The organism is Micromonospora sp. NPDC005299 (assembly GCF_042872345.1).
Taxonomy (GTDB): domain Bacteria; phylum Actinomycetota; class Actinomycetes; order Mycobacteriales; family Micromonosporaceae; genus Micromonospora.
This window is the reverse complement of the sequence record NZ_JBIAKG010000012.1, coordinates 81,431-93,981: the sequence shown is the minus strand read 5'-3', so window position 1 is coordinate 93,981 and position 12,551 is coordinate 81,431. Positions and strand designations below refer to the sequence as shown.

Here is a 12,551-nt window from a genome sequence, read left to right as displayed (position 1 = left end):
ATGCGTACGCTGATCCGCTCCGCGGCGGCGCTGGCCGCCGCCGGGCTGACCCTCACCCCCACGGCCGCCGCCGCGGCGCCGACTCCGTCGCCCGGCGCGGCCACCGTCACCAAGGCCGGCACCTCGTTCCTGACCGCCACGACCATCACCCCCGGCCAGCCGGTCCGGGTGGGTGCCTCGACCGGCGACCACCTCTACTGGTCGTTCCGCGCCGAGGCCGGCCAGGTCCACGAGGTCACCGCCACGGTCTCCTTCGGCAAGGCGCGCACCGGCCCGTCCACCTGGACCGTCGACGTCTTCGACGGGCTGCGCCGCCGGCAGGCGTGCGCGGCCGGCGCGCAGACCCCGACCGCGGCGGCGACCGCGACCAGCGTGACCCTCGGTTGCACGCTGCGCCGGGTCCGGCCCTGGGCGGAGCCGTGGTCCGGCGACCCGCTACCCGGCACCTACTACCTCCGGCTCTCGGTCACCGACCTGCCCGAGCCGGACCTGGGCCTGCCCGTCGAGGTGGACCTGCTGGTCGGCGGGGGCACCGAGGGCGGCGGGTCGGGCGACGACGGGGAGCTGGCGGCGCCACTGGTGGCGAACACCAGGGCCGGCACGGTGCTCACCGCGGAGCCGGCCCCCGAGCCGGTCGCCGAGGGGGAGGCCGGCCTCACCGGCTGGCTCCCGGAGCCCGGCTCCCGCTGGGTCTGGACCAGCGCGGGCGGGGTGCTCGCCGCCGTGGCGGGCGTGGTGGGCTTCGCGCTCACCCGGCGGCCCCGCCGCCCCTGAGCCCGCGACCGGTGGCCGCCGCGTCGGGTGCGGGGCGGCCACCGGAAGCGGGGGTCAGTGGGTACGTGGACCGCGCGGCACCCAGCCGATGAACCGGTCCTGGAGCGAGGAGCCCGGATCGGCGCGCAGGTCCTGCCTGGCGGCCGCCAGGCAGGAGCCGAGATAGACGCTCAACGAGGCGCGGTCCACCTGGTACTCGTCCAGCAGTTGCCGGCGCTTGCTGGCACAGGGCCAGTCCTCGCCGCAGGAACCGCAGGTCCAGTCGGGGGTCACGGGGGCGTGCTCGCCCGGTCGTGATTCCGACGCCTTCGCACCAGGCGTCATCGGCCGTTCCTCTCGTCAATGGACTTCGCTTGTGGACGGTGCTCCCCGCAATGACCTGACAGCGTCCCGGAACTCTCCGGCGTTACATGGTTGCGGTACGTTTCGGCGTCATGCGGGACCTGCTGCCACCCGAGGTCGCCGTGGCGGTGGCCGGCCCCGCGACTGGGCCGGCCCCCTGCTCCCGGCCGAGCGGGCCTGCCTGGGCGAGCGGGCCGTGGCCGGCCGCCGCCGGGACTTCACCGCCGGCCGGGTGTGCGCCCGCCGGGCGCTGGCCGGGCTGGGGCTGCCGCCCACGCCGGTCCCCACGGCCTCCGACCGCGCTGCGGTCTGGCCGGCCGGAGTGGTCGGCGCCATCACCCATACCCGGGACTACTGCGCGGCCGCAGCCGCCCGCGCCGTCGAGATCCGCGCGGTGGGCATCGACGCCGAACGCCACCGGGAACTTCCCACCGGGGTACGCCGGAAGGTCTGCCTGCCCGAGGAGGAGGCGGAGCTGACCCGGCTGCCCGCCGGGGTGGCCTGGTCGGTCGTGCTGTTCAGCGCCAAGGAGACCGTCTACAAGGTCTGGCGCCCGCTCGTCGGGACCTGGCTGGACTTCTCCGACGCCCGCGTCACGCTCGACGCGGAGGCGGGCACGTTCACCGCCCGCATCGCGCCCGCCCGGCTCACCGCCGCGCCGCTGACCGATTCGCCGTCGTCGATAGCCGGTCGGTTCGCGGTGGACGCCGATCTGGTGCGCACCGCCGCCGTTCTGGTACCCGGGTGAGGGCCTGACGGTCGCGTTGCCCGCGGCTTGTACCGTCGTCCCGACTGACGATCTCGAAGGTGCCCAAGGAGTACGGTGAGCCACCCTCAGCCTCCGTTCGGACCGCAGGACCCGAACCAGCAGCCTCAGGAACCGCCGACCCAGGCGTTCCCCACCGCGCCGATGCCCCCGGTGCCCGGCAGCCCGCAGCCGCCGCAGCCGCCGGTTTCGGGCACGCCGCAGCCGCCGACCTCGGGCGCCCCCTACCCGCCGCAGCCGCCGACCTCCGGTGCCCCGTACCCGCCGCCGGGTGGCGGGTACCCGCCCGCCCCGGAGTCGCCGTACGCGCCCCCGCCGACCTCGGGTTCGCCGTACACGCCCCCGCCGCCGACGTCGGGCGCGCCGTACCCGCCGCCGGGCGGGGTGCAGCCGCCGTATCCGCCGACCGGGTTCCCCCCGCCGCCCGGGCAGTTCCCGCCGCCGCCGGGTGAGGCGTACCCGCCGGCCGGGCCGTACCCGCCCGCGCCGGGGCAGTTCGGCCCGCCGGCCAAGAAGTCCAACAAGAACGTCTGGATCACCGTCGGCATCGTGGTGGCGGTCATGCTGCTGCTCTGCTGCGGCGGCGGCATCTTCGCCATCTACAGCGGGGCGCAGAAGACCAAGGACGCGATCGACAGCCTGCCCACCCCGGGGGTCACCTACAGCAACCCGGTCGACGACACCCCGACCGGCGGCACCTCGGCGACGCCGGAGCCGGGCCGGACCGACAGCGAGACCTTCAACATGCCGTCCGGCGACACGCTGATCGTCAACGACGACGACGGGACCGTCGAGATCACGGTCAGCAACTTCCGGACCAAGGACAAGGCCTGCCAGGAGTTCATGCCGGGGCCGAAGAACGGCATGTACCTGATCGCCGACGTGACCGCCGAGGTCACCAAGGGCACCGGCTCGGTCAACCCGTTCTTCTTCAAGTGGATCGGCACCGACGGCACCGAGGAGAGCGGCGTCGGCGGCGCCTTCTCCGGCTGCGGCAAGCTGATGGGCTCGGGCAACAACCTGCCCACCGGCAGCAAGCGCAGCGGCCAGCTCATCTTCGACGTCAAGAACAAGAACGGCACGCTGGAGTACGAGCACCACCTGCGTACCGCGGGCTCCTGGAAGCCGTAGCGGCTTCCGCGGCGCCAGCGAGGGGTCGGTCCCGGAGGGGACCGGCCCCTCTTCGCGTTGCCGAGCCGGTCAGGCGCGGCGGCCGAAAGCGCCGATCCGGGTGTGGAACAGGGCGATCGCGAGCACTCCGAACGACGCGGCCGCCCACGTCGGTCCCGGGAAGCGGGCCGGCTCGCCCGCGAGCAGGAGCAGCCCGGCGAGGTTGGCCATGCCCCAGCCGGCGACGACGTTGACCACCGGGGAGGGACCGAAGGGGTGGGGAACTGCTCCTTCGTCACGCCCTTGGCGAAGTGCGGCACGGCGTTGCCGGCCAGGATGCCGGCGAACAGGGCGAGCACCTCGTCGAGCCGCTGCTGGCCACGGTCGGCGCCAAACTGGCCGACGAGCCCAGCGAACTGCTGGCCATGCTCCGTTCGATGCTCAGCCGTCCCGAGGCGGCCCACGAGGTGCGCGCCTTCATGACCCGGCCCCAGCGGCAGGCGGCCGACGCGATCGACGGCGACGACGCCGAACTGCGGGCCGGCCTGGTCGGCGCGCTCACCATCGGCACGGTCGTCGCGCGCTACCTGCTGCGCCTCGACGGCGTACGGGACGCCCCGCCGGAACGGATCGTGGAGCTGCTCCGGCCCTGCGTGCAGGCGCTGGTCGACGGCGAACCCGACGAGACCGGGGACGGCCGGTAGGAACCGCTCCGCGTCACCGAGCCGCCCCGCTCCCGGGCGACCTCCCTCGTCCGTTCGGACATTTCCCGGTGCGAACGCCGCCCTCGCGCCGCTAGGAAGAACGGATGGCCCACGAGACGACCATCCCGCTGCTGCCGTGCCGCTCCCTCGACGACGTCGCGCCCTTCTACCAGGCCCTCGGTTTCCAGGTCGGCTACCGGCAGGCGCGACCCAACCCATATCTCGCGCTGCACCGCGAGGACCTCCACCTGCACTTCTTCGGGATGCCCGAGTTCGACCCGGCCACCTCGTACGGCTCCTGCCTGGTCCTGGTGGACGATCTCGTCGCGATCCACCGCGACTTCGCCACCGGTATGCGGGCGGCCTACGGCAAGGTGCTGGTCTCCGGCATGCCGCGGATGACCCGGCCCCGGGTACGGAAGAACCAGGACGGGCACAGCGGGTTCAGCATCGTCGACCCCGGCGGCAACTGGATTCGGTTCGTGGCCCGCACCAAGCCACCGGCCGCCGACGACCCGACCGGGCGGCTGGCCCGGACGCTGGAGAACGCGGTGGTGCAGGCGGACTCGGTGCTGAACGAGCCGGCGATCGCCCGGAAGCTGTTGGAGCGGGCGGGAGCCGTGCCGCTGAGTGAGGACGGCCGGGAGCGGCTGGCCGCCACGCTGCGGCACGCGGCCGACCTGGCCGCGGCCGGCGACTGACCACCTGCGCGCCCCCGGCCCACAGGTGACCCGGCCGGCGAACCGGTCGCTAAGCTACCGCTCCCCTTTCCCCAGAGGAAAATCATGGCGACGATCCGCCGCTCCAGGACCGCTCGGACGGTCGCCGCGACAGCTGCGGTGTTGGCCACCGCCGCACTGCTGCTGGCAGCCGGATGCACGACGACGGAACCTGCGGCAGCGCCGAGCACGAGCCCCTCGCCGCAGCGGAAACTGTCCCTCCCGGACACCCTCCTCGGGATGCCGAAGTCGATGAGCCGGGAAACGACCGGCGATGCCCGATCCCAGCTCGATCAGCTCAAGCGCGAGGCCGGCAGCCCCACCAGCGCCGTCGGCTGGGCCTACGGGGGTGAGACGCCGGACGCCGACGTGCTGTACGTGAGCGGCGTGTCCGGAACGGTCGCCGACCCGTCGGGCGCCCTGGACCGGGCCCTGCGGGTCTACCGGATCACCGGCACCGAGCCGGCCGACGCCGGCCCGCTCGGTGGCGAGGCCCGCTGCGGACAGGGACGCACCGAGAACGGCAGGTACATGACGATCTGCGGCTGGGCGGACGTGGAAACGCTCGGGGTGGTCGGGTTCACCTCCGCGCGCCAGCAGGCGGACCGCACCGCCGACTTCCACGCGGTGCGGAGCGCCCTCGTACAACCGGCTGCCTGACGCCCTCATCGGCCTGGTCGCGGCCTGGTCGGGCGGGGGGCAGTGAGCGACCACCCCGGGTTTCAATCCTCGACGGCCGGGGACGCCGCTGGCGGAGGGGTGCGACGGCGCCCACGACGACAGGGGAGGCGGCATGAGCGTCGAACGGGCGAAGGACGACCTCGAGGATCTGGCCGGCCCGGCCCGGGCGCGGTTGGGTGACATGACCGCGGACGAACGGTCCGAGGCGGACGAGGTGCGGCGCCAGGACGACATCCGGGGCAAGCGGCCCGGCGAGCACGTCCAGCAGGACGCCCGGGACGCGCGGGACGACTTCTCGGGCTGAGCCGCTCTGGTCTCGGCCGGTGCCGGTGACGGACACTCTACACCCCGCTCACGTGCGGGACGTTTCGAAAAGGATGCCGACGGGGCAGATATTCGTGACCGACCATGCGACAAGGGAGGCCACGACATGGCTAAGGGCGACATCGACACGTACCACGAGGACGGGCAGTGGAAGAACCGTCCCGAAGGCAACCAGCGGGCGAGCACGGTGCACGACACCAAGTCGGAGGCGGAAGCCGCGGGCCGGGAGACGGCCGCCGACCGCGGCGTCGAGCATGTGATCAAGAAGCAGGACGGCACGATCGGCGCGAAGAACACCTACCCCCGCAGCCGCGACCCCCGCGACATCAAGGGCTGAGCCGCCGGGTACGACGGCGCGCGTCCGAAGCGCACAGGTTCGGCGGTGGCCTCCGGAAGGGACGCCACCGCCGATCTCTTTTGAGGACGGGCTTGCACGGGGAGCGGGCGGCCGCCGCGCGCGATGCTCTACCCGGTCGGCCGGTTGCTGTTCGAGTGGCCGGTCGCCGGCCGGACCGGAACTGGGCTGACCAGCGTTTCTCGCCAGCCGAGTAGCTGATCACCACTCGTCGCTCCGGGCAACCAGTCGGCACACTCCGACATGACAGGCGGTCGAGGTGTCAGCACCGACGGTGCCCGATCAGCCGCTAGCAATTGTTGAGGCCGCAAGCACACTGAGACGCGTGACGTACCCACCCCCGCAGGACCCGTGGCACGGGCAGGCGCCGCCACCTCCGCCGCCGCCTCCGCCGCCTTACCAGCAGCCGACCGCCCAGTTCGGCGCGGTCCCGCCGTACCCGATGGCGCAGTACCCGGCCATGTCGCCGCAGCAGTCGTGGTGGCGCCGACTCTCCCGCGGCGCGCAGGTCGCCATCGTGACGGCGGGCGTGCTGGTGCTCTGCTGCTGCGGCGGCGTCGCCATCGGCGCGGTCACCGACACCCCGGCGAACACCGGCAAGAAGGACGCCGCCCCGGCCACCTCCGCGCCGAACGGCGGCGAAGCCGCCGCTCCCGCTCCGGCCGTGGCCGACGTCGCCACCCCGTCGGCGGTGGCGAGCCCGACCGAGGCGGCACCGAGCGAATCGCCGTCCCCGCAGGTGGAGACCCGGACCGTCACGGCCACCGAGAAGATCGCCTACTCGACCAGGACGGTCAAGGACTCCTCCCTGCCCGAGGGCACGAAGAAGATCCGGACCCGCGGGGTCGCCGGCGTCCGCACGCTCACCTACCAGGTGACCGTCACCGACGGGGTGCAGACCGGGAAGAAGCTGGTGCGTTCCGTGGTCACGAAGGCACCGGTCACGCAGGTGGTCGCCGTGGGGACCAAGCAGACGCGACAGTGCGACCCGAACTACAGCGGCGCCTGCGTGCCGATCGCCAGCGACGTCGACTGTGCGGGCGGCAGCGGCAACGGTCCCGCGTACGTCGACGGTCCGGTGCGGGTGGTGGGCAACGACATCTACGACCTGGACCGCGACGGCGACGGGATCGCCTGCGACGACTGACGGCGGAGCCGCCGGGCGCGGGAGCGCGCCCGGCGGTCGTACTTCGGGAACTGGCGCTCGTGTGGCGCCTCCGTGGATGCACCGGGCTGTTCGGGTTCCGCTAGTGCGGCGGTGAAGGCGCCTCTTCGGGGTTTCTGCGCTCGCGCATCCCGTCCCAGAGCGCCACCCCGGCGAGGACGACGGTGGCGGCAGCGGCGGCGAACATCGGCGCCCGGTGCAGCAGCGCCGGCGTCACGGCGGCGAGCGCGACCAGCCCGATCAACCGGGACGGCGACAGCCGGGAGAACACCTCGTACTCCATGCGGGACCGCCCGGCGAGGAAGAGCCCCGGCCCACCAAGAATGACCGCGAGCCAGAGCGGATCCTGGTGCCCGCGCGGCTCCCGGATGACCAGCGCGTAGCCGACGCCGGTGGCCAGAATGCCGGTCACGATGACGAGTTGGGTGAAGTACCCGGACTTGCCGAGCTTGTCGGGGCGAGCGGCGACCTCGATGGCGGCGGAGAACACCGCCCCGGCCCGGTGGAAGTAGATCCGCCACATCAGCACCGCGGTGGCGAAGGACAACACGCTCGGCGCCACCCGGTCGGGCGTGAACGCGTCGGCGAACGCCGCTCCCGTGAGCAGGATCGTCTCGCCGATCGTGATGACGATGAGCTGCTGGTAGCGCTCGGCGAGGTGCTCGCCCGCCAGCCGCCAGTCCTCCGCCCCGGTCCGGCCGAGCTTCGGGACGGGCCAGCCGGAAACGAGTCCCGCGTAGTCCACGGCGATCGCCAGCGTCCAGAGCGCCCCGCGCGCGGGGCTCTGGGGGAACAACGCCGCACCGGCGATCCACGGCACGGCTGCCGTGGCGGCCCAGCACAGATGACGCGCGGGGCTGTGCCGCTCGACGTCCCGGCGCGCGATCAGGAGGATGATGGGCTTGCCGGCCTGGATGGCGACGTAGGTGATCGCGAAGAGCAGCCCTCGCGCGCCGAACGCGTGCGGCAGGGTGACCGCGATGATCATGCTGCCGAACATGGTCCAGACGATCAGCAGCTGAATCACCGGTTGTCGGGGGTCCACCCTGCTGGTCACCCACGCCGCGTGGACCCAGACCACCCACAGGGCCAGCAGCAGGAGCACCGTCTGACCCACCTCGGGCAGGACGACCTGACGGTCCGTGGTGAGGTCCTCGATCAGGCGCTGCGACAACCGGGTCAGCACGAAGACGAAGACCAGGTCGAGGAGCAGCTCCCCCTCCCGGCCCTCCAGCAGTCCGCGCCAGCCGCCGATCGACATCTACCGCCCGTGTTCCTGTCCGCTTCGCACCGGTTTCAGGCAGTCGTACCACGCTGATCGGGCCGCTGACGCGGATAGGCGAAACCGCTGACAGCCAGACGGAGCAGTGCGTCGGCGGTCGGCAGTGTCGCGTCGCCCCTAGGGTGGGCGGATGATCCTCGCCGATTTCACCGGACCCTGGGCCGGCACCAACGGCTTCCGGTTGATGCCCTCCGACCCGCTCGCCGAGTCGCCGGCCACGCTCACCGTGACGACGGCCGCCGGTGGTCATCTGACCTCGGTCACCTACTCCTGGGCACATCCGGAGGACGGGCCGCAGGACGGCCTGATCGTCATCTGGGCCGGCGAGCAGGAGGGCTCGCTGGCCGCCATCTGGGGCGACTCGTGGCACCAGCAGCCGGCGCCCATGTCGTTGACCGGAGGCCCCGGAACGGACGCGACGTTCGAGCTGACGGCCGAGTACGGCGGCGGTTGGGCGTGGCGGATCGTCTTCGACGCCGCCGATGCGGAGAACCTGCGGATGCGGATGGACAACGTGATCCCCGCCGACCGGGCCACGGCCGAGAAGTCCGCCGGCCCCTATCCCGTCATGGTCACCGACGTGCGCCGGGTCTGACGAGTCAGCCGTCTGGGCTGCCCTTCCGTCGGCCCCGGCGAGCCGGTGAGCCGGCGCGTCAGATGGCGACCGGGTGACGCGGTTCGTAGAGACCGAGTTCGCCTCCACCGGGCAGCCGCAGCGCGGTGCGCAGCCCCCACCGCTCCTCGGTGACCGGGATCGTGAACTCGACGCCCTTCGCGGCGAGGTCGGCCATGGTCGCCGCGACGTCGTCGCACATGAGGAAAAGCTCGTGGGTCGGCTCGCCCTCGGTCGGGTGCATGGCGAGCTCGGCCGGTGGGAGCTTGAAGATGAGCCAACCATGGCCGGCGTCGACGTGACCGTAGCCGAGCGTGTCCCTGAAGAAGGCGCGGTCCGCTTCCGGGTCACGGCTGTAGATGATCATATGAGCACCGTTGATCATTCATCGACCATAGTGTCGAGGTCGACGGGGCGCCGCCATTCCCGCCAGAAAGCGGGAAAGGCCGTCTCCGACCGGCGGAAACGGCCTTCGAACTGGGTGGAGCTGAGGGGACTTGAACCCCTGACCCCCTCGATGCGAACTGGCTGCATCGTGGTCCGGTCGGGCTGCTCCCGAGGTCACGACCTCTGCTGACGCCGGACTCGGACTGGTTCGGCTGGCACAGTTGCTGTACTGCGCTGCTGTACGGAGTCAGCAACACCGTGATCCGGGCCGCCATGCTCCTGCTCAAAGCCGAGGGCCTGATCGATGGCCGGCAGGGGAAGGGCGTCTACGTCGCCAACCCGCTTCCCCGATAAGCCGGGGACGTCCTCCAAGTCGCGACCCCCCGCTTGTAAGGCGCTTCCGGCAAAGGTCGCAACGTCCGCCGGGGGTCCAACGGGGTTCGGCTCAAAGCCGACAGCCGACCACGCTCGGCTGGCCTCTGCCGCCACCGTTGATGTCAGCCACGGATGTCAAGCCGGGCCCCTCAGGTCCCCGAAAACGGTCCCGGGCCTCCCGGATGGCTGCCGGCCCAACCGATGCCCCCGGGCGGTTGCTTCCACTCGGAGGCACGCCTCTTCGACAGGCCAGGCCATCGTTTACGCGCGGCCTGCCGACTGGCGCCTACCGCTGCGCCAAGCTCGGGATAGCCGGCACCGTACTGCACCGCTTCCTCGGCGCTGGCGGAGACGAGGTCGGCGAGAAGGCGACGCATCTGCTCGCCTGCCGCCATCCGCGCGAGGTGAGTTCGCAGCTTCTCCGAGGAACTCGGCTCCTGGGCAGCGCTGCCCGGGGGATCCACATCAGAACTGTGCAGCCGCTGCGCCCAGTCAGCGGCAACAACACTCAGTTCCCGCCGCAGTTCCTGTCGCTCGTCCGACGTCAACTCCCGCATGACGGCTCCCTATCAGTGGCCTTCGACTTCAGCATCCGCTCGACAACCAGCGTTGTCAACCGTCGTAGCCATGCTGCTGGTCGTTGTTGGTCATCTCTGGTCGCCGTTTGACGGCCCCCTGACGGCCCTGCACGGCCCACTGACGGCCCGAGCTGCTGCTCCGGGCCTTCATCGGCGCCGCGTCGAACCTACGATCATGCGCATGGAGGGCCTTTTCGCCGTCGGGGCGCTGCTCTGCGGTGGGTTCGGTTGTCTGCTGCTGCTGTGCATCGTCACAGCGATGTGGACGGCCGGGCGGCCCGAGAGGCGTAGGTGATGGCCTCACCGCCTCTGATGTTGAAGCGGAACTAAGAGCCGCCGCCCCGCGACCAGCGGAATCGGCCCGCGACGCCTGCTGAGACGGCGTCTCGGGTTGCCATCGTTCAGCGCTACTTGACGTCGTTTCACGGTGTCTTGTGCCCCCTGTGTGCCCCGCAGTGGCGGGTACCGCGGCGGCGACCTGGGCGATTGGAGCGGCTACACGCCCTTCTCCCGACGCTAATAAAGCTAGCACGGGCTCAGGACCCTCGGTATCGGCCGACAGACTGATTACAAGCTCACCGCAATCTCGCTAGATTCGCCGAGCTAATCAACGGGGAAGGATCCAAAGTCTGTGCAGGCTCTACAGGGTCAAAAAAACAACCACCCTTCCGGACGAGACTCGGCCGACGATGAAGAGCGAAAGCCGTCGACGCTGGTCCGACGGGGACTGATTCCCGATACGCGTTCGCAACGGATTCTCGCTTTGGCAACGTTCGTCAACATGATTGGCAGCGGCGTCTTTATGGTCAGCGCCGCGCTTTTCTTCACCCGCGTCGTCGGACTTCCATTGGCTCAAGTCGGTATCGGATTGGGCATCGCTGCTGCCGTTGGTCTTTTCGCCGGCGTGCCGGTCGGGCATCTCGCTGACCGACGAGGGCCCCGAGAGGTTTATCTCTGGATGCTCGTCATTCAGGGCGTAGCGATGGCCGCGCTGGTACTCGTGCAGTCGTTCTGGCTGGTCCTGGTGGCGCTGTGCATGGGGGAACTCGCTCGTTCAGCGGGGGGAGCGGCGCGTGGCCCGCTAGTTCGCGGAATCGGCGGTGCTGCCCTCACCAGGTACCGCGCTTACCTACGCTCGGTCGCTAATCTCGCCGGAAGCTGCGCCGCCGTGGCTGCCGGCTTCGCCGTGCAGTACGACACGCGTCCGGCCTACCTGGCTCTAGTGCTCGGTAATGCGCTCAGTTTCGTGGCGAGTGCCGCCATCATTGCAGCGCTGCCGCCGCTTCCGCCCGTGCCCGCGCCGCCAACAGCCAGCCCTTGGGAGGCATTGAAGGACCGGGCGTACGTTGCCGTCACCGTGCTCGACGGCATCATGTCGATTCACCACCAAGTGCTGCTCTTCGCATTGCCAATCTGGATCGTGGGACACACCGACGCACCCCGGTGGCTGATTGGCGGGGCAGCACTCGTCAACACCGCCCTAGTGGTACTGCTCCAAGTCAGGGTCAGCCGAGGGGTCGATGACAGTGTCACCGCCGGGAAAGCCATGCGGCGTTCAGGTGTGGCGTTCTTTGTCGGCATGTCCGCGATGGCCGCAGCGGCAGGACTTCCCTCGCGGCTTGCGCTCATAGGCATCGTCGTCGGCATCATTGTCCACACTGTCGGTGAACTCTGGCACACAGCCGGCTCGCTGGAACTCCGATTCAACCTCGCTCCCGCCCACGCCCAAGGGCAGTACATGGGACTGTTCGGGTTCGGAACCGGCCTGGCGAACGTGATCGCTCCCACCGTACTGGCACTCTTCTGCATCGCCTGGGGAGTCCCTGGTTGGCTCCTGCTCGGCGGGCTGTTCGTCGTGGCGGGTCTGCTGACGCCGTACGTCGTGCGGTGGGCGGAACGGACGCGCCTGTACGCAAAGCAGCCCGCGTAGCTGGGCTAGCCATCCCGTCTGCCCTCGACCCGCCCTCCTGGGGAGCGGGCCCCCGCCCGGCCCGCCACGTCAAGCGGACCTTGACGGCTCGTACGGATCGTCTGCTTCGATGCCGAGCCTCGCGGTGATCTCGGCGGCCGACACCCGCTGGGAGCTCAGCGCGAAGTACACGTACTGCGAGACGATCACCGACGGAACCTACCTGCGCACGTACCTTCGCCGCTGCTGTTCTTCACTGCTGTACAAGATCGGAAAAGGCCGTCTCCCACGACGGGAAACGGCCTTTGAACTGGGTGGAGCTGAGGGGATTTGAACCCCTGACCCCCTCGATGCGAACGAGGTGCGCTACCGGTCTGCGCCACAGCCCCTCCGCTGGCGTGCCAGCGTCGGTCCCACCCGGCTTGCACCGGGCGGGCCGGCGCCAAGGCTAACAGGTTCCGCAGCGC

General features: G+C 70.9%; 16 protein-coding genes, 1 tRNA gene and 2 pseudogenes. 13 read left to right on the top strand and 6 right to left on the bottom strand.

What is annotated here, in order from left to right:
* Complete coding sequence (locus ACFYPD_RS28010) at positions 1-774, top strand: peptidase (protein ID WP_387119669.1); 774 nt, start codon at positions 1-3, stop codon at positions 772-774.
* Positions 775-828: 54 nt separating this feature from the next.
* Here ACFYPD_RS28010 and ACFYPD_RS28005 read toward each other — a convergent pair whose 3' ends face one another.
* The gene (locus ACFYPD_RS28005; RefSeq protein ID WP_387119667.1) at positions 829-1,098 is read right to left on the bottom strand and encodes a hypothetical protein; all 270 of its coding nucleotides are present in this window, start codon (positions 1,096-1,098) and stop codon (positions 829-831) included.
* Positions 1,099-1,208: 110 nt separating this feature from the next.
* Here ACFYPD_RS28005 and ACFYPD_RS28000 point away from each other — a divergent pair.
* Both ACFYPD_RS28000 and ACFYPD_RS27995 read left to right on the top strand, forming a co-directional pair.
* A pseudogene (locus ACFYPD_RS28000) lies at positions 1,209-1,864 on the top strand (4'-phosphopantetheinyl transferase).
* Positions 1,865-1,939: 75 nt separating this feature from the next.
* A complete protein-coding gene (locus tag ACFYPD_RS27995) occupies positions 1,940-3,013 on the top strand; it encodes a hypothetical protein (RefSeq protein WP_387119664.1) in 1,074 nt (357 codons plus the stop codon).
* A gap of 69 nt (positions 3,014-3,082) precedes the next feature.
* Here ACFYPD_RS27995 and ACFYPD_RS27990 read toward each other — a convergent pair whose 3' ends face one another.
* Positions 3,083-3,250, bottom strand: coding sequence for a hypothetical protein (locus ACFYPD_RS27990; protein WP_387119661.1), 168 nt, complete (start codon positions 3,248-3,250; stop codon positions 3,083-3,085).
* Positions 3,251-3,303: 53 nt separating this feature from the next.
* Here ACFYPD_RS27990 and ACFYPD_RS27985 point away from each other — a divergent pair, with 53 nt between their 5' ends.
* The 6 genes from ACFYPD_RS27985 (at position 3,304) to ACFYPD_RS27960 (ending at position 6,922) form a co-directional block, all read left to right on the top strand.
* Positions 3,304-3,696, top strand: coding sequence for a hypothetical protein (locus ACFYPD_RS27985; protein ID WP_387119658.1), 393 nt, complete (start codon positions 3,304-3,306; stop codon positions 3,694-3,696).
* A gap of 104 nt (positions 3,697-3,800) precedes the next feature.
* Entirely contained in the window at positions 3,801-4,397 is a 597-nt protein-coding gene (locus tag ACFYPD_RS27980; protein ID WP_387119655.1) for a VOC family protein, read from the top strand.
* Between the two features lie 258 nt (positions 4,398-4,655).
* A complete protein-coding gene (locus ACFYPD_RS27975) occupies positions 4,656-5,075 on the top strand; it encodes a hypothetical protein (RefSeq protein ID WP_387119653.1) in 420 nt (139 codons plus the stop codon).
* Between the two features lie 133 nt (positions 5,076-5,208).
* Positions 5,209-5,400: a general stress protein CsbD gene (locus tag ACFYPD_RS27970; RefSeq protein WP_387119650.1), complete on the top strand. Its 192-nt coding sequence runs from the start codon at positions 5,209-5,211 to the stop codon at positions 5,398-5,400.
* 126 nt (positions 5,401-5,526) lie between these two features.
* The gene (locus tag ACFYPD_RS27965) at positions 5,527-5,757 is read left to right on the top strand and encodes a DUF2188 domain-containing protein (protein ID WP_387119647.1); all 231 of its coding nucleotides are present in this window, start codon (positions 5,527-5,529) and stop codon (positions 5,755-5,757) included.
* Positions 5,758-6,100: 343 nt separating this feature from the next.
* Entirely contained in the window at positions 6,101-6,922 is an 822-nt protein-coding gene (locus tag ACFYPD_RS27960; protein WP_387119644.1) for a G5 domain-containing protein, read from the top strand.
* A gap of 100 nt (positions 6,923-7,022) precedes the next feature.
* Here ACFYPD_RS27960 and ACFYPD_RS27955 read toward each other — a convergent pair whose 3' ends face one another.
* Positions 7,023-8,201 carry a low temperature requirement protein A gene (locus ACFYPD_RS27955; RefSeq protein WP_387119641.1) on the bottom strand — a complete coding sequence of 393 codons (1,179 nt, stop codon included), beginning with the start codon at positions 8,199-8,201 and terminating at the stop codon, positions 7,023-7,025.
* A gap of 151 nt (positions 8,202-8,352) precedes the next feature.
* On the opposite strand from ACFYPD_RS27955, the gene ACFYPD_RS27950 reads away from it, so the two are divergent.
* Entirely contained in the window at positions 8,353-8,817 is a 465-nt protein-coding gene (locus ACFYPD_RS27950) for a hypothetical protein (RefSeq protein ID WP_387119639.1), read from the top strand.
* A gap of 58 nt (positions 8,818-8,875) precedes the next feature.
* Here the strand turns inward: ACFYPD_RS27950 and ACFYPD_RS27945 are convergent, their stop codons facing one another.
* On the bottom strand, positions 8,876-9,202 hold the full coding sequence (locus ACFYPD_RS27945; RefSeq protein WP_387119636.1) for a VOC family protein: 327 nt from the start codon (positions 9,200-9,202) through the stop codon (positions 8,876-8,878).
* Positions 9,203-9,462: 260 nt separating this feature from the next.
* Between ACFYPD_RS27945 and ACFYPD_RS27940 the strand changes: the two are divergent.
* Positions 9,463-9,576 (top strand): annotated as a pseudogene (locus ACFYPD_RS27940) (GntR family transcriptional regulator); the annotation flags it as partial.
* Between the two features lie 170 nt (positions 9,577-9,746).
* Here the strand turns inward: ACFYPD_RS27940 and ACFYPD_RS27935 are convergent.
* A complete protein-coding gene (locus ACFYPD_RS27935; RefSeq protein WP_387119633.1) occupies positions 9,747-10,154 on the bottom strand; it encodes a hypothetical protein in 408 nt (135 codons plus the stop codon).
* A 652-nt stretch (positions 10,155-10,806) separates the two neighbouring features.
* Here ACFYPD_RS27935 and ACFYPD_RS27930 point away from each other — a divergent pair.
* Together ACFYPD_RS27930 and ACFYPD_RS27925 are read left to right on the top strand one after the other, a co-directional pair.
* A complete protein-coding gene (locus tag ACFYPD_RS27930; protein WP_387119630.1) occupies positions 10,807-12,105 on the top strand; it encodes an MFS transporter in 1,299 nt (432 codons plus the stop codon).
* 109 nt (positions 12,106-12,214) lie between these two features.
* Entirely contained in the window at positions 12,215-12,418 is a 204-nt protein-coding gene (locus ACFYPD_RS27925; protein WP_387119627.1) for a hypothetical protein, read from the top strand.
* On the opposite strand, the gene ACFYPD_RS27920 is transcribed toward ACFYPD_RS27925, so the two are convergent.
* A tRNA-Ala gene (locus tag ACFYPD_RS27920) sits at positions 12,400-12,473 on the bottom strand. The genes ACFYPD_RS27925 and ACFYPD_RS27920 overlap by 19 nt on opposite strands.
* Positions 12,474-12,551 lie beyond the last annotated feature (78 nt).

What these genes read in the sequence shown, in the direction of transcription:
- ACFYPD_RS28010 (WP_387119669.1), top strand. Translation starts at nt 1, where the DNA reads ATGCGTACGCTGATCCGCTCCGCGGCGGCGCTGGCCGCCGCCGGGCTG.
- ACFYPD_RS27945 (WP_387119636.1), bottom strand. Translation starts at nt 9,202, where the DNA reads ATGATCATCTACAGCCGTGACCCGGAAGCGGACCGCGCCTTCTTCAGG.
- ACFYPD_RS27935 (WP_387119633.1), bottom strand. Translation starts at nt 10,154, where the DNA reads ATGCGGGAGTTGACGTCGGACGAGCGACAGGAACTGCGGCGGGAACTG.
- ACFYPD_RS27955 (WP_387119641.1), bottom strand. Translation starts at nt 8,201, where the DNA reads ATGTCGATCGGCGGCTGGCGCGGACTGCTGGAGGGCCGGGAGGGGGAG.
- ACFYPD_RS27925 (WP_387119627.1), top strand. Translation starts at nt 12,215, where the DNA reads ATGCCGAGCCTCGCGGTGATCTCGGCGGCCGACACCCGCTGGGAGCTC.
- ACFYPD_RS27965 (WP_387119647.1), top strand. Translation starts at nt 5,527, where the DNA reads ATGGCTAAGGGCGACATCGACACGTACCACGAGGACGGGCAGTGGAAG.
- ACFYPD_RS27980 (WP_387119655.1), top strand. Translation starts at nt 3,801, where the DNA reads ATGGCCCACGAGACGACCATCCCGCTGCTGCCGTGCCGCTCCCTCGAC.
- ACFYPD_RS27975 (WP_387119653.1), top strand. Translation starts at nt 4,656, where the DNA reads ATGCCGAAGTCGATGAGCCGGGAAACGACCGGCGATGCCCGATCCCAG.
- ACFYPD_RS27970 (WP_387119650.1), top strand. Translation starts at nt 5,209, where the DNA reads ATGAGCGTCGAACGGGCGAAGGACGACCTCGAGGATCTGGCCGGCCCG.
- ACFYPD_RS28005 (WP_387119667.1), bottom strand. Translation starts at nt 1,098, where the DNA reads ATGACGCCTGGTGCGAAGGCGTCGGAATCACGACCGGGCGAGCACGCC.
- ACFYPD_RS27950 (WP_387119639.1), top strand. Translation starts at nt 8,353, where the DNA reads ATGATCCTCGCCGATTTCACCGGACCCTGGGCCGGCACCAACGGCTTC.